The organism is Corynebacterium sp. NML120713 (genome assembly GCF_001875735.1).
In the GTDB taxonomy this organism is placed as follows: Bacteria; Actinomycetota; Actinomycetes; order Mycobacteriales; family Mycobacteriaceae; genus Corynebacterium; species Corynebacterium pseudogenitalium.
The window spans coordinates 53,490-68,363 of record NZ_MLCR01000015.1 but is presented as its reverse complement, the minus strand read 5'-3'; the positions used below and the strand labels follow the sequence as shown (position 1 = coordinate 68,363).

Annotated in this window: 14 protein-coding genes; 6 read left to right on the top strand and 8 right to left on the bottom strand. The window is 64.4% G+C overall.

Annotated features, from left to right (window positions below):
* Nucleotides 1-2,019, bottom strand: a complete 2,019-nt coding sequence (locus BJP06_RS08230; RefSeq protein WP_071573512.1) for a TPM domain-containing protein — start codon at nucleotides 2,017-2,019, stop codon at nucleotides 1-3.
* Between the two features lie 58 nt (nucleotides 2,020-2,077).
* Here BJP06_RS08230 and BJP06_RS08225 point away from each other — a divergent pair, with 58 nt between their 5' ends.
* Nucleotides 2,078-3,337, top strand: coding sequence for a deoxyguanosinetriphosphate triphosphohydrolase (locus BJP06_RS08225; protein WP_071573511.1), 1,260 nt, complete (start codon nucleotides 2,078-2,080; stop codon nucleotides 3,335-3,337).
* 119 nt (nucleotides 3,338-3,456) lie between these two features.
* Here BJP06_RS08225 and BJP06_RS08220 read toward each other — a convergent pair whose 3' ends face one another.
* From BJP06_RS08220 to BJP06_RS08200, 5 genes are all read right to left on the bottom strand, one after another.
* Nucleotides 3,457-4,398, bottom strand: a complete 942-nt coding sequence (locus BJP06_RS08220; protein WP_177224291.1) for an ArsA family ATPase — start codon at nucleotides 4,396-4,398, stop codon at nucleotides 3,457-3,459.
* The gene (locus tag BJP06_RS08215; RefSeq protein ID WP_071567736.1) at nucleotides 4,389-4,652 is read right to left on the bottom strand and encodes a cory-CC-star protein; all 264 of its coding nucleotides are present in this window, start codon (nucleotides 4,650-4,652) and stop codon (nucleotides 4,389-4,391) included. Before BJP06_RS08215 ends, BJP06_RS08220 begins: the two co-directional genes overlap by 10 nt.
* Nucleotides 4,636-6,330 carry a carbon starvation protein A gene (locus BJP06_RS08210; protein WP_071573510.1) on the bottom strand — a complete coding sequence of 565 codons (1,695 nt, stop codon included), beginning with the start codon at nucleotides 6,328-6,330 and terminating at the stop codon, nucleotides 4,636-4,638. Before BJP06_RS08210 ends, BJP06_RS08215 begins: the two co-directional genes overlap by 17 nt.
* 250 nt (nucleotides 6,331-6,580) lie before the next feature.
* Nucleotides 6,581-7,582, bottom strand: coding sequence for a hypothetical protein (locus BJP06_RS08205; protein ID WP_143110599.1), 1,002 nt, complete (start codon nucleotides 7,580-7,582; stop codon nucleotides 6,581-6,583).
* A 70-nt stretch (nucleotides 7,583-7,652) separates the two neighbouring features.
* Nucleotides 7,653-8,048, bottom strand: coding sequence for a ribonuclease domain-containing protein (locus BJP06_RS08200; protein ID WP_071573508.1), 396 nt, complete (start codon nucleotides 8,046-8,048; stop codon nucleotides 7,653-7,655).
* 36 nt (nucleotides 8,049-8,084) lie between these two features.
* Between BJP06_RS08200 and dnaG the strand changes: the two genes are divergently transcribed.
* Complete coding sequence (gene dnaG, locus BJP06_RS08195; protein ID WP_071573507.1) at nucleotides 8,085-9,995, top strand: DNA primase; 1,911 nt, start codon at nucleotides 8,085-8,087, stop codon at nucleotides 9,993-9,995.
* Here the strand turns inward: dnaG and BJP06_RS08190 are convergent.
* Nucleotides 9,992-10,591, bottom strand: coding sequence for a MazG nucleotide pyrophosphohydrolase domain-containing protein (locus BJP06_RS08190; protein WP_071573506.1), 600 nt, complete (start codon nucleotides 10,589-10,591; stop codon nucleotides 9,992-9,994). The genes dnaG and BJP06_RS08190 overlap by 4 nt on opposite strands.
* Nucleotides 10,592-10,611: 20 nt before the next feature.
* Between BJP06_RS08190 and BJP06_RS08185 the strand changes: the two genes are divergently transcribed.
* Nucleotides 10,612-11,265 (top strand): hypothetical protein, encoded by a 654-nt coding sequence (locus tag BJP06_RS08185; RefSeq protein ID WP_071573505.1) that lies wholly within the window; start codon nucleotides 10,612-10,614, stop codon nucleotides 11,263-11,265.
* Nucleotides 11,266-11,274: 9 nt separating this feature from the next.
* Nucleotides 11,275-11,739, top strand: coding sequence for a hypothetical protein (locus BJP06_RS08180; protein ID WP_070477994.1), 465 nt, complete (start codon nucleotides 11,275-11,277; stop codon nucleotides 11,737-11,739).
* 244 nt (nucleotides 11,740-11,983) lie between these two features.
* On the opposite strand, the gene BJP06_RS08175 is transcribed toward BJP06_RS08180, so the two are convergent.
* Nucleotides 11,984-12,412: a hypothetical protein gene (locus BJP06_RS08175; protein WP_071573504.1), complete on the bottom strand. Its 429-nt coding sequence runs from the start codon at nucleotides 12,410-12,412 to the stop codon at nucleotides 11,984-11,986.
* 122 nt (nucleotides 12,413-12,534) lie between these two features.
* Between BJP06_RS08175 and BJP06_RS08170 the strand changes: the two genes are divergently transcribed.
* Both BJP06_RS08170 and eno read left to right on the top strand, forming a co-directional pair.
* A complete protein-coding gene (locus BJP06_RS08170) occupies nucleotides 12,535-13,347 on the top strand; it encodes a lytic transglycosylase domain-containing protein (RefSeq protein ID WP_070477992.1) in 813 nt (270 codons plus the stop codon).
* Nucleotides 13,348-13,587: 240 nt separating this feature from the next.
* Nucleotides 13,588-14,862 (top strand): phosphopyruvate hydratase, encoded by a 1,275-nt coding sequence (eno, locus tag BJP06_RS08165; RefSeq protein WP_071573503.1) that lies wholly within the window; start codon nucleotides 13,588-13,590, stop codon nucleotides 14,860-14,862.
* Nucleotides 14,863-14,874 lie beyond the last annotated feature (12 nt).

Genomic DNA, 14,874 nt, shown 5'->3' with positions numbered 1-14,874 from the left:
TTAGAAGGTGCCGCCGCGGGTAGTCATCCCGCCGCCACCGCCGCCACCGGAGAAGCCGCCGCCTCCACCGAAACCACCCCCACCGAAGCTTCCCCCGCGGTTGCCGCCACCGGAGAGGATCGATCCCCACAGCACGGCCTGCGCCATGGAGTTCGCGGTATCGCGGGCCTGGGCGCGGCGGTACTGATCCAAGTCGTCCTTGGCGGCCTGGATCGCGCGACGCGCGGTGGTGGTCGCCTGGCGGGCGTACTCGATGGCCTCGCGGGTGTTGCTGGTGCGGCGCTGCTGGGCCTCCGCGTACTCGCGCTGTGCCTGGGCCAGCAGCGTGCGGGGCTGGGAGCTGATAATCCGGCCGCGGGAACGAATCATGTCCTCGGCGGACTGGATCTGGGTGGTGGCCACCTGCATCTGCTGGTCGAACATGGTCAGCGCCCGTGACTGGTCGTGGGCGGCACCCTCGGCGCGTTCGATTTCTGCGTCGATCTGGGCGTCCACGTCGCTCAAGTCGGCGTACAGGCTCAGCGGGTCGGTGGTGTCGCGGTCGCCGATGTTGGCGATGGCCTCGCGGGCGGTCGCGGTGACGCGGTCGAGGGCAGCGACGTCGATGTCGGCGCCCTGCGCGCGTGCACCCTTGAGCTGCGCGATCTGCTCGATTTCGTCGCGGATTTCCTGGATGAGCGCCGAGATGTTCTCCTTCGCTGTGCGGATGTTCGCGTCGGCGTGCTCGATGGCGGACAAGTTGTGGTCGGAAAGCTCGACGGCGCGGGTGGCGGCGGAGAGGACGTCGAGAAGCGGACCTTGCTCACCGGCGGGGCGTGCGGTGAGCCCGCGGGCCTTGTCCAGCTGTGCCTCGGCCTCGTCGAGGGACTCGGCGGCGAGCTCAACATTGCCGTCGATGGAGTGCAGCATCTGTGCGGGGTATTGCTCGCGCAGCGCCGCCAGCTGCCGCTTCGCCGGCTCCAGGCGCGAGCGCAGATCGACGGTGCGCTGCATGACCTTCTCGATCTCCTCCGGCGCGCGCATCAGCACACCGCGCATCGAGTTGAACTCCTCCGTCTTTGCGCGCAGCGACGCTTCAGCGGTGCGGGCGGACGTAATGATGTCGATGAGCATGGCGCGACGCTCCGGCTCCGTTTCCGGGATGGCGTCGTGCAGCGCCTGCTGAGTGCGAAACGCGCGCTGCAGGGCGGTCGTCGCCGAGTTCATCGCCGCGGTAAACGGGCGCACACGGTCGGCGCCGAACTCGGAGATAGCCAGGCGCAGCTCCTCCTGGCCCTGCTGCACGGACTCGTCGGCTGCTACGAGCGCCTCCTGCGCCACCGCGTCCAAGGTGGAAGTAGGTAGGCGGTTGAGTGAATCCGCATCGCCGGGGGCGAGCTCGCGTGCCGACGCCACCTGCGCCTCCCTGTGCTGCTTATTCTTACGACGCGATACCGCCCAGTACCCGCCACCGGCAACCGCGGCGAGCCCGGCACCGCCAGCAATCAGGCCGGTGGACTCGCCGCCGGCCGAGCCTGTGCCACTCGAGCCCGCGCCTGAGCTGCCGGCCGCCTCAACCGCGGCCAACGCCGCACCCGCCCAGTCGGACTGCGTCAACTTCGCGTACGCCGCCTGGTCAATCGCGTCCGCCTCCGCGGACGACCACTGCTCGCCAGTGGTCACGCTGTACGCGCGCTCATTCGGCGAAATCGCGATGACCGCCGTGTTCGGCCCGTTGGCCCGCACCGCATCCTCCGTCCACTGCGACGGCGGCGTTCCCTCAAAGGAATCCAGGAACACCACCCGCACCGAGCGGCCCTTCTGCGCGCTGACCTGCGCGATAGCGTCCTCAATCTGGGAGATCTCCCCAGGAGTCAGGACACCAGCTTCGTCGGTGACCGGCGTCGTCAATAAGCTGGGCCGAAGTGCCTGCACAGACACGGACGGCGCTGCAGCCTGCGCCACCGGAGCGACGGCCAGCAACGCGCCCCCAACAAACAGCGGGGCAGCGGCCAAGAGACGGTAATTGCGCTTAGTCATGCCAATGAGGGTAGTCGCTCACACAGAAACGTGCCGGAACCGTTTACGCTCAGAAGGCGTGTACACCTATAACGCCGCAGACGTCGAACGCCGCGCCCCCGAAGCCGCCAAAGGGGCCCAAACCGCACCCCAGGCAGACACCCGCGACGCCTTCGCCCGCGACCGCGCCCGCGTCCTCCACTCCGCGGCACTGCGACGCCTCGCCGACAAAACCCAAGTCGTTGGCCCCCGCGACGGCGACACACCACGCACACGCCTGACCCACTCGCTGGAAGTCGCGCAGATCGCACGCGGCATCGGCACCGGACTCGGCCTCCACCCCGACCTGTGCGAAATGGCCGGCCTCACCCACGACATCGGCCACCCGCCCTACGGCCACAACGGCGAAAACGCCCTGAACGCAGCCGCCCCCTGCGGCTTCGAAGGCAACGCACAAACACTGCGCATCCTCGCGCGCCTCGAACCAAAAATAATTATCGACGCCACCACCTACGGACTCAACCTCACCCGCGCCAGCCTCGACGCCGCCACCAAATACCCGCGGACCCGCACCAACCCCGACGGCTCCACTAACCGTAAATACTCCGCCTACGACGAAGACGCCGACATACTCGCCTGGGCACGCGCCGGCCACACCGATTCGCGCCCACCCATGGAAGCTCAAGTCATGGACTTTTCCGACGACATCGCCTACTCCGTCCACGACGTCGAAGACGGTATCGTCTCCGGGCGCGTATCCCTCCAAGTCCTGTGGGACTTCGTTGAGCTCGCCGCACTCGCCGAGAAAGGCGCCGCCGCATTCGGCGGCACCGCCGACTCACTCATCGACGCCGCCGACCGCCTCCGCGCCCTGCCCGCCATCGCCGCAGCCGCCGACTTCAACTTCACCCTCCAGTCCTGGACCCAACTCAAAGCACTGACTTCGCAACTAGTGGGGCGCTACGTCGGCGGGGTCACGCAAGCCACGCTCGACGACGAGGCAAACCGAATACTGGGCAGGCAGCACGGCAACCTCATCGTCCCGCCCGACGTGGAGGCGGAAGTCCGTCTGCTCAAAACCGTGGCCGTGCTCTACGTCATGGACGAGCCCGCGCACCTCGCGCGCCAGGACCGGCAGCGCGACCGCATCTTCCACGTCCACGAGTACCTGCGCGCGGGTGCGCCGGGCACCCTGGACACGATGTTCCAGCAGTGGTTCGAGGCCGCCGAGACGGATCTGGAGCGCGAACGCGTCATCGTGGACCAGATCGCCTCGATGACGGAGTCACGCCTGGAGCGCACCGCGAAGAAGGCCGCTGCGTTCGACGGGTTCTTCTAGAGGTATTCGTCACGACGAGATTCGGAAAATTGTGAACAAAACTGCAGTTTTTGTGACTCGAACCACAAGCAATTCTGTTCAAAAATTCCCGACTCCGCTCGAGATGACACCTTCTACCCCTACGCGGGGAGGAAACCAGCAATCTGCTCGAGGGCATCTCGCGTGCCGATTTCGCCCGGCAGCCACGGCAACTCAAGCACCGGCACCGGCAGATCCAGCAGCTCCAGTGCTCGAGATTCCACCACGCGCCGCCCCGCTAGGAAATCGCCGGCCTCATCCGGCGCGCGCCGATTGACGAAGGCGCCGCCGACGTGCACGCCGTGGGAGGTGAGCTCCTCGTAGAACTCCATCGATTCCATGACCGGCAGGCGTTCTGCGGTGAGCACGATGTGGAAGACGCACTGGGCAGGGTCGGTGAGCACGGCGCGCAGGTGCTCGAACTTGCGGCGGCGCTTCAGCAGCGTCGAGCGGATCTGCTGGTTGCGGCGGTCAACGGGCGAGCCGCTGTCGCCGGCAGTGCCACCTATCCCGCGGACGAGTTCGCTGAACTTGTCGGACTTGTCGCGCCGGGCCAAGAGGCCATCGGTGTAGGCGGCCATGACTTCGGGAAGCGCCATGAGGCGGGAGGTGTGGCCGGAGGGGGCGGTGTCGAAGATGATGTGGTCGTAGTCGCCGCGCTCAGCGACGAGGTCGGCGATGCGTTCCAGAAGTGCGGCCTCGTGCATGCCGGGGGAGTGCCGCGACATCTCCAGGTGGCGGTCCACTTCGCGGTGGAGACGCTCGGGCATCATGGCGCGCATCGATTCGCCAACCGCGCGCAGGTGCTGTGACGTAATGGTTGCCGGGTCGAGCTCGATGGCGTGGAGGTTCGGTTCGAGGGCAGTGGGGGCGTCGTCAAGCGTGGTGCCCCAAATGTGCCCGAGGTTGTGTGCGGGGTCCGTCGAGACCAACAGGACGCGGTCGCCGCGCGCGGCGAGGCGCACGGCCGTGGCGGCGGAGATCGTCGTCTTGCCGACGCCACCTTTCCCGCCGAAGAACATGACTGGGGCGTCTAACAACATGAGATCCCATCGAGTGGTGAGCGTTCCATGCCCATGCGGGTGTGCCAGGCGTGGAAGTCGTCGTAGAGCAGGGGCAACAGTTCCAGCGTGTAGTAGCTGGCGGGGTTCGGGATGCCGAGCATTTCGGAGGCGACCAGCAGGGTGAACAGGTCGTCCTCCTCGCGCGCGGCGCGGGCGAATTCGCGCCGGTAGGGCGCCTGGTAGAACTCGTTGAGGCCCGCGCCGAGCGCGGCCAACCTACTGCGCAGGCTCATGGGCTGGGGTGTCCTCCCACTGCATGGCTGGCTCGCGGCGCGCCTTGTTGATCGCGGTGATCGCCTCAACGATGACCCAGATTGCGCAGATAATAATGACGACGTCGATCACCAGCAGCAGCCAGTTTCCAGCTGCGTGCAGGGTGCGCAGCTGCAGCACTGCCGCCCACAGCGACATGAGCGTGACGAACGCCAGCGGGATCAGCAGCGGCAACGTCGGGCGGCGCAGCTTCGTCAGGATGACCACCAGGACTGCCAGGGTCAGCCCGGCCATCAGCTGGTTCGTGGTACCGAACAGTGGCCAAATGATCATGCCACCGGAGCCGTCCAGGCCCGTCGAGAAGGTCAGGCCAAGCGCAGCGCCAACCGCGATGATCGTGGCCACCAGGCCGGAGAGCTTCACGCCCATAATCTGGCCAATTTCGCCGACGACCATTCTCTGCAGACGCACACCGGAGTCCATTGTGGTAGCCGCGAAGAGGACCGCCATGGTGGCCAGGATAGTGGCCGACAGGGTCGTCGGGATACCCAGGCCCTCGTTCATCAGGGAGCCGCCGCCCTCAACGAAGGCGTTCACGCCGCCGGCGTTCCACGCGTTGTACACGTTCTCCCAGTCCGCGACGGTCTTGTAGCCACCGGTCGTCGCCACAATCGTGCCGAGTGCCAGCAGGCCCTCACCGACCGCACCGAAGTACCCAACGAAGCGCGCGTCCGTCTCCTTATCCAGCTGTTTCGCTGACGTACCTGAAGCAACAATGCCGTGGAAACCAGATACCGCACCACACGCAATGGTGACGAAGAGCAGCGGGAAGATGCTCGGCGTACCCTCCGGCACAGACTCATTCAGCGTCGGCGCCACAATCTCCGGACGCACAATGAAGAACGATGCGTACAGAATAATCAGGCCGACGAACAGCTGTAGGCCATTGATGTAATCACGCGGCTGCAGCAGCACCCACACTGGCAGCATCGACGCGATGAACGCGTACACGAACAGTAAACTAATCCAGATGCCACGGTCCGGAATACCCATTACGGTCTCCGGCAGCGCGAGCGGCATGCGGTCGCCAAGCACCATCAGCGCGTACAACGCCACGACGCCAACCACCGACACCAGCGGCAGATTCCACTTGAAGCGGTAAATCGCCTGCCCAATCAGCACCGCGACCAGGATCGCGCCCCACGTCGGAATCACCGCTGATGGCGTCGCAATCAGTAGGTTCGAAATCACCACCGCGAACGCAGTATTGACCATCAGCAGCAGCAGGAAAATCACCACGAGGAAGAGGTTGCGCCCCCGCGAGCCGATGTAGCGACCCGACAACGTGCCAATCGACTGGCCCCTATGCCTTTGCGACGCCCACAACGCCCCCAAGTCGTGCATCCCAGCAAAGAAAACGGTACCGAGGGTCACCCACAAGAACGCCGGGAGCCAACCCCAGATGACCGCGACCGCCGGGCCGATAATCGGCGCAGCGCCCGCCACGGAGGTGAAGTGGTGGCCCCACAGCACGTACTTGTTTGTGGGGACGTAGTCCACACCGTCTTCCATGGTGTGCGCCGGGGTCTCGTAGTTTTCCGATAGCTTATAGACCCGCTGCGCGAGGAACTTTGAGTACAGCAGGTACCCAGTAACCAGCATCGCCAGTCCGATGAGTACCAGGAAGAGCGAGTTCATGCGGTCGCCTCTCTTTCCGTGTTTTGGGTCACAACTTCGGAAAGTATGCCACACCTCACAGCTCATTTCCGGCGTTTTCTGAACTCTCCTGGAGGTTCTCGTCGGCGACGGCTCGCGTGGGGTGGGGATATGCCTCGCGAGATTGTTCGGAAAATCGTGAATAGAATTGCGCATTTTGTGACTCCAACCACACGCAATTTTGTTCACAAATTCCCGACTCCGCTCGAGAGCACACATGCCACCCCCAAAATCACCACGTGGGAAGAAGGCCTTCGGGCCGCTCATCGTCGGGGAATCTGCTAATCCGTGCGATGTAGGCTTCAATGCTTGCGTCGCGTGGGGAGCTGTCAGCATATTGCAGTGGTTCTCGCGGGCCCCGGCAGATGTCGCAATGCGGGCGGCCTCGGTAGGTGGCGCGCACGGTGTCGGCGATGAGGCTGATCGTGCCGCGGAGGTCGCGGTGGAGTGCTTCCACGGGGACGTGCAATGTGCGGACCCAGCTGGTTTCGGTGGGGGCGCAGTGGTCGTCGAAAAGTGGGGCGTCGGTGAGTGCGAGGGCGAAGTGGGTGCCGTACATGACGCGGTGCGGTTGGGTGTGCCAGTAGTGCGCGGGGAGTGCGTGGTGGGAGAGGAGGGCGGTGGCGAGGTAGCTGAGCTCGGGCGCGATTGGGTGGTGGGAGGCGCGCTCCCAGCAGAGTTGGAGGGTGTTGCGGTCGCGTTGGCGGGGCAGGGCCCAGATGGCTGCGGTGATGGTGTCCTCGTGGCCGCCGATGTGTTTGAGGTGGTTGAGGACGGGGTAGAGCTGCGCGCGTGGCTCCCATTTGAAGATGCCCGCGATGGTTTCGGGCAGGGGTGCGACGCGGATTCCGGCGATGGTGTCGGTGGTGTGGAGGATTTGGCGTCGATAGTGGAGGCCGGGGCGCCATTTGCTGCGGGTGATGGAGGTGCCGTTGGGCAGCGCGACTTCGGTGAGTTCGGGCTGTCGGCCGAGGTGCGGCACGGGGAGGCGGTGGAGGCGCGCGGCGGTGCGCCCAACGATGGCGGCTTTGCGGTTTTCGCGGCCGTGGATGAGGGCTCGTGCGATGCGGCGGGTGTCGGGGTCTAGCGTGCCCCACCACTGCTTTTCGACGGCCCCATACCTCCCAATCCGCACCATAGTTCCGGTCGTGACGGCTCGTTTGAGCCGCTGAGCTTGTACTGTGCGTCCCCGAAGGCTGTGAATGTGTGCGCTGAGCGCTGCGAATTCCCCCATGCGTTGGCAGTGTAGCAATTTTGTTCACAATTTCCCGAGTGTGCTCGAGACGCCACCTTCCCCCAGTTGGTTACCTCGGCTGCACCTCGCAGAAGGTGTCGTAGTGGTTGTCGGTGTAGTACCACTCGTCGACGACGCCGTCGGCTCCGCCGCCGGTCACGATGCGCCGAAGTCCGCGGTGGTGCACGCCCGGCGTGTCCACGGTGTATTCGCGGTAGTAGCCGAGTGGCTCCTCGGGGAGGGTGCGCTCGTAGTTACCAAAGCGCGAGTCGTCCTCCGGATGCGGGTAGGGTCCGCCGGATTCGATGAGGTTGATGGTGTCCCAGGCCTCTGCGGGGAGGTTCGGGCAGGAGGTGGGGTCTCCCGACGCGGCGCCCTCGTCATTGTGGGGCAGGAACGTGTTGATCAGGAGCGCCGCGGCGACAACGACGGCGCCGACGGCGGTGTTCTTCGATTTTCGGCTCACGCTGAGTCATTGTGGCACAGGCGCTACGATGTGCGTATGGCTAGGGGCAGAATTCCGGATAGTGACATTGAGGCTATTCGTGAGCGGGCGGCGATCGAGGACATCGTTGGCGAGTATGTGCAGCTCAAACCGGCTGGGTATGACTCGCTGAAGGGCTTGAGCCCGTTTAAGGATGAGAAGACGCCGTCTTTCCACGTCCGGCCGGCGCGCGGGTACTACCACTGCTTTTCCACGGGCAAGGGCGGGGATGTCTTTTCGTTCCTGATGGAGATGGAGCAGATGTCCTTCCCGGAGGCGGTGGAGGCGGTTGCTCAGGAGATCGGCTACCACATTAATTACCAGGGCGGCACGACTGGTGGGCGTGATGTGAAGCCGGGGACTCGTGCGCGCCTGTTGGCGGCGAATAAGGCGGCGCACGAGTTTTACCGTGAGCAGTTGGAGACGCCGGAGGCGGAAGTCGGTAGGAATTTCTTGCTGGAGCGGGGGTTTTCGAAGGAGCTGATTTATCACTTCGAGTGTGGGTACGCCCCGGATGGTTGGGACACGTTGACGAAGCACTTGCTTCGCAAGGGTTTCGACGCCCAGGAGCTCCAGGATGCTGGGATTTCGAGTATGGGGCGTCGCGGGCCGATTGATAAGTTTCGGCGCCGCCTGATTTGGCCGATTAAGGACGTGGCCGGCAACGTGATCGGGTTCGGCGCCCGCAAGCTGTTCGATGATGACCCGATGGGTAAGTACATGAACACCGCGGACACGATGCTGTACCACAAGTCGAAGGTGCTGTTCGGGCTGGATTTGGCGAAGAAGCATATTGCCACGGATCACCAGACGGTGGTGGTGGAGGGCTACACGGATGTGATGGCGATGCACGCCGCCGGGGTGAAGACGGCGGTGGCGTCGTGTGGTACGGCGTTCGGCAAGGACCATATGGCGGTGATTCGCCGCCTCATGCTGGATGACAATTATTTCCGCGGCGAACTGATTTACACCTTCGACGGCGACGAGGCCGGTCAGAAGGCGGCGATGCGCGCGTTCCAGGGGGATCAGCAGTTTTCGGGGCAGTCGTTTGTGGCGGTCGCCCCCGACGGCCTGGACCCTTGTGACCTGCGCCTTGAGCGCGGGGATTCCGCGTTGCGGGACTTGGTGGCGTCGAGAATCCCGATTTTTGAGTTCGTGATTGAGTCCCTGCTGAAGGACTATTCGCTGGACACGGCGGAGGGGCGTCTGCAGGCGTTGCGGCGCACCGTTCCCGTCGTCGCCGGTATCAGCGACAAGGTGCTGCAGACGGAGTACGCGCGCAGACTCGCAGGCTGGGTGGGCTGGCCGAACCCGGACGAGGTGCTCGAGCAGGTCCGCGAGGAGGCCCGCCGCCCGAAGCAGCAGCGAACCTGGCAGAAGCCACAGCGTAACCAGCAGCAGGCCGCGCCGGGCCAGCCGCCCGCGTTGGTGCCGCCGAACCCGCAGGATCCGCTGTTGTGGCCGCAGCGCGAGGCACTCAAGATTGCGTTGCAGTACCCGGAGAAGGCCGGCAGCTACTTTGAGGGCATTTCGCCAGAGGCGTTTACCAACCCGGCGTATCGCCAGGTGCGTGACGCGATCGAGAAGGCTGGCGGGGTGACGGGCGCGCACGTGGGCCCGCAGTTTTTGGCGAAGGTGGCGCAGGAAATGCTGGACCTGGTGGGCCGCAATTTCGTTTCAGAGTTGGCGGTTGAGCCGATGCACCCGGACGACATTGATCGTTACGTGGACTCGGTGCTGTCTCGCCTGCAGGAGACCCGCGTGGGGGATCAGATTGCGCTGCTGAAGGCGCAGTTGCAGCGCATGCGCCCCTCCGACGACGAGGCCGCCTACAACGCGCTGTTTTCCGACTTGGTGGCGCTTGAGCAGGCGCGCCGCGAGCTCAACGACCGCGCCCTGCGCGGCGGGGCCTACGGGCCGCAAGGCTAGTTGCCCTTGGCTTTGGCCTCCTGCCACAGCCGGTCCTGGGTCTCGGCGTCGATGGTGCCGGTGCTGCCGTCGAAAAGGTAGGGGGAGCGCGCCTTCATCTTGTCGACGAACCCCTGCGCCACCTCCGCGAACCCGAACGCGCCGCGCTCTGCCGCGATTTCGGCGTGGAAGAGGACTTGCAACAGGACGTCGGAAAGCTCTTTGCGCAGGGCTTCGTCGCCCTCGTTGTCGGTGATGGCGGCGGCGAGCTCCTCGGTTTCCTCGTGGAGGTAGGGCAGCAGCGTTTCATGTGTCATGGAGCGCTCCCACTGCCCGCGCGTGCGCGCCGCGTGCATGACGGATACTGCCTGGTGGACGGGGTCCTCGAGCGAGGGCACCCGCTCGAGGTGCTCACCCTTCGCGACGCGCTCCCGCACCACCTCGTCGTCCTCGTTCGTGGTGAGGAGCCAGGGGGAGGGGCCGTCGGGGGCGTCGGCAAGGTCCCAACGCACGGAGACGGGCACTTCCATGGTGAACTCCACTGGTCCCCGGATGCGCTGCGCAACTGAAACGGGCAGCATGTCGGGCCAACGAGGGTCAAGCACGAGGATGGTCATAGTGTGTAACAATAGTCCGCATGACAAACCAGATTGCAGAAGCCATCAAGGCCGTTTCCCCAACCGCGGAAGCCGTCGCGCAAGAAACCGTCAGCTTTTCCCCGATCCGCTGGAAGACCGGCTGGCCACACAACTTGCGCCGCGTCCCACCCTTCCGTGACGACGCCACCGCGACCCTGACCCGCCGCGAAGTCTTCGCCTTCGCGCAAGACGTGGTGGATTCCGAGTTCGCCCGCGACCAGATCATCGACTTTTTGGGCGCGTCCTTCGCGTTCCAGGGCGGCAAGAACGCGCAGGCGCAGTTGAAGCTGCAGCAGTTCCTGCGCAACAAGGGCAAGGCGAACGCGCTGCTGCAGGCGCTGCGTAAGGTCGGCTCTGGTGAGCTCACGCCGGTCCAGCAGTACGAGGCCGTCGTGGCTACCGGCCTGCCTGCGAAGTTCGCGTCGGGCCTGATCTACTTCCTGGCCGGCCCGCAGGAGGCCGCCGACGAGAAGCCGCTCATCATCTGCTCCAACCGCGCGAAGGGCGCCGGCCTGGACGTAACCAGCGACTGGTCCGCCGACGAATACGGCGCCTACCTGGCGGCTATCAAGGCCGGGCGCGACGAGCACGCCCCCGACTTGCCACTCGACGCGGTAGAATTCGCGGTACGTGAGCACGCCCGCCAAGGATAGGAGACCATCATGAAGGCGCGTACAACGGCTCTTGCTGGACTTACACTGAGCTGCGTGGCGCTAGCCGGGTGTTCGACAGGGAAGTCGACGGACCTGGGCTTCGCAGCCGCCGCGCAGGAGGGCGCACCGTTTACGGTGTCGCAGGTTGTCGGGGACAGCGCCGAGCGCGCCTATCTTTTCTGCCCGTACACCGACAAGGCGCAAGCGGAGGCCCTGGGTTTCAACCCCGACGATGTCTACAGCATCAACAACAACTCGCAGCGCTGGGAGACCTGGAGTGGCATAGGCGTCATCTTCAGCGATGATCGCACACCCGCCATCGAGTGGTTCGACCCCTCAATTATCGACGCCTGCCCCAGCGCCACCACCGGCGATGAGCTCGACGTGAACGCCCCGATTACCCCCACCGTCGAGCCCGTCGAGTTCGCGGGCGACGAAGGCCCGACCGACGTGATCAAGTTGGTGGTGGAGTAGGGGCTTCTTTGGGGATTGTGCGCTAGCGGGGTGCGCACCACATTCCCTCACAACATTCCCTCACAGGTTTTGTCCGAACTGGGCTTTTGCCGCGCTCGCCGGTCGGAATCGTGGAATGTGGTGCGCGTGCTGCTTGAACTGACACCAAATTCCCTCCCGTGCTTTACGTGACCTGGGGAAACGCAAAAGTCGGCGAAGGAAAACGGGAATGTGGTGCGCAAGCAACGGGGCGAGCGCCTAAAACCTAGCGTGCCAGGAGCTGGCCCAAGTCCAGGTTGGAGGACAGCTGCTGCAGCTGTGGTGGGATGTTGGTCTGGGAGCTGCCGAGGAGCTTCGCCCAGTCCTGTACTGGGTCCGGCTTCACGATGCCGCACTCCAGCGCACGGTCCGCAACTGCCTGGACGGTGCCGCCGGACATGACGCGAAGGGCAATGGAGTCGCCGATCTTGCCATTGAGGTTGTTGACCAGCTGCTGGCGGGTGGTGTCCTTGCCTGCGACGCCGGTGCCGTTGAGGGTGACGCGCAGGGTGCTGCAGTTCATAGTTTTGACGTTGCCGTTGACCAGCTGCAGGAGCGAGGTGGCGTCCTGTGCCTGTGCTGCTGGTGCTGCGAGGCCTGCCAGGCCGGTCAGGGCTGCGACGCCGATGGCTACGATACGGGTGGAAATGCGCATAGGGTGCTCACTTTCAGGTTGTAAATAGGTGCTTGAAAAACAGAACGGGATACACCATACCTGTTACTGGTGTGGCGCAAGTGAAAATTGGGGATTACGGGGGTAGTGTAGGATCTTCTGCCATGACGTTTTCTGGCCGTCCCGGCAGGCGTGCGCGCGGGTGTGGGTGTGTGGCGCTGCTTGTCGTTGTCGGTGCGGTGGTGATGGTTGTTGCGTTGGTGGCCTTCCTGCTGAGCGCGCTCGGCGGTCCGGAGCAGTTCGTGCAGCGTCAACCCGTCCCGGAAGACGTACCCCCTGCCGCTGCCATGCCACCGCCAACTATCGACGTCCACGCGCCCGGCCGAACCGCCAACGAACTCCACGCGTGGGCCGCCCCTATCGCGGGGGAAATCGGGGTAGACCCGCAGGCGGTGCGTGCATACGGTAACGCCGCACTGATCGCGGCGGAAGCCTGGCCGGCCTGCAATCTGCAGTGGAATACGCTCGCTGGCATCGGGTGGGTGGAGACCCGCCACGGCACCTACACGGGCAAGAAGTTCGACGCCGGCCGCCTCGACGAGAACGGGGTGGCGCAGCCGCCGATCGTCGGCCCGGCGCTCGACGGCACGGGAAACTTCGCACTCATTACGGACACGGACGGCGGCACCCTCGATAGTGATACCGAGTTCGACCGCGCGGTGGGGCCGATGCAGTTCATCCCCGGCTCGTGGGCGATCTATGGCCGCGACGCCGACGGCGATGGGGTAGCAAACCCGCAGCAAATTGACGACGCCGCCCTGAGTGCCGCGAACCTCCTCTGTGCGAACGGGCGTGACCTGTCCACTGCGGAGGGGTGGTCGGATGCGGTGCTGACGTATAACCGCTCGCGCGAGTACCTCCACAACGTCCGCGATGCCGCTGCGAACTACGCGCTCACCCAGCGCGCCACCCGGTAGGCATGCCGCAGCCATGCCGAGAAAGCCACAAAAGTGGGCGAAACCGGGCATGGACAGAAGGTTTGACGAAGATCACATTCCGAATGGTGTGACCTTAAATGGCGTGGTTGTGGGCCTATCACTGCACGGAAACGCAGGGAAAGCACGAGTGTGACGAACGCCAACAAGCATTTTTTGCTGCGATCTGGAACAATCGGTAACGGAAATTTGGTTTGGCCAATCTCAAGGAGATGAACTGTAGTGGCTGATATTATGCACGTCTTTGCTCGTGAAATTTTGGACTCTCGCGGTAACCCAACCGTTGAGGCTGAGGTTTTCCTCGACGATGGTGCGCACGGCATTGCGGGTGTTCCTTCCGGTGCGTCCACTGGCGCACACGAGGCGCACGAGCTGCGTGACGGTGGCGATCGCTACGGCGGCAAGGGTGTTCAGAAGGCTGTCAAGAACGTCAACGAGGAGATCGCTGACGCACTGGCCGGCATCGAGGCTGACGATCAGCGTCTGCTCGACCAGGCGATGATTGAGCTCGACGGCACGGACAACAAGTCCCGCCTCGGCGCGAACGCGATCCTGGGCGTGTCCATCGCTGCGGCGAAGGCTGCTGCTGAGTCCGCTGGTCTGCCGCTGTACCGCTACATTGGCGGCCCGAACGCTCACATCCTGCCTGTTCCGATGATGAACATCGTCAATGGTGGCGAGCACGCTGACTCCGGCGTTGACGTCCAGGAGTTCATGATTGCTCCGCTGAGCGCTGAGTCCTTCGCTGAGGCACTGCGCATGGGTGCAGAGGTCTACCACTCCCTGAAGTCCGTCATCAATGCAAAGGGCCTGTCCACCGGCCTTGGCGACGAGGGCGGCTTCGCTCCTTCCGTCGACTCCACCCGCGCAGCGCTTGACCTGATCGTTGAGGCCATCGAGAAGGCTGGCTTCAAGCCTGGCGAGGACGTCGCACTGGCTCTCGACGTTGCTTCCTCCGAGTTCTTCGAGGACGGCGTGTACAAGTTCGAGGGCGGCGAGCACTCCGCTGAGGAGATGGCCAAGGTCTACGAGGAGCTCATCGCTGAGTACCCAATCGTCTCCATCGAGGACCCACTGCAGGAAGATGACTGGGAGGGCTACGCAAACCTGACCAAGACCATCGGCGACAAGGTCCAGATTGTTGGCGACGACTTCTTCGTCACCAACCCTGAGCGCCTCGCACGCGGCATCAAGGAGCACGCTGCGAACGCACTGCTGGTGAAGGTCAACCAGATCGGTACCCTGACCGAGACGTTCGACGCTGTGGACATGGCTCACCGCGCTGGCTACCGCACCATGATGTCCCACCGCTCCGGCGAGACCGAGGACACCACCATTGCGGACCTCGCATTGGCATTGGGCTGCGGCCAGATCAAGACTGGTGCACCGGCTCGTTCCGAGCGCGTTGCTAAGTACAACCAGCTGCTGCGCATCGAGCAGGAGCTCGGCGACGCCGCTGTCTACGCTGGTCGTTCCGCATTCCCACGCTTCAAGTAATCGCTTGATTCG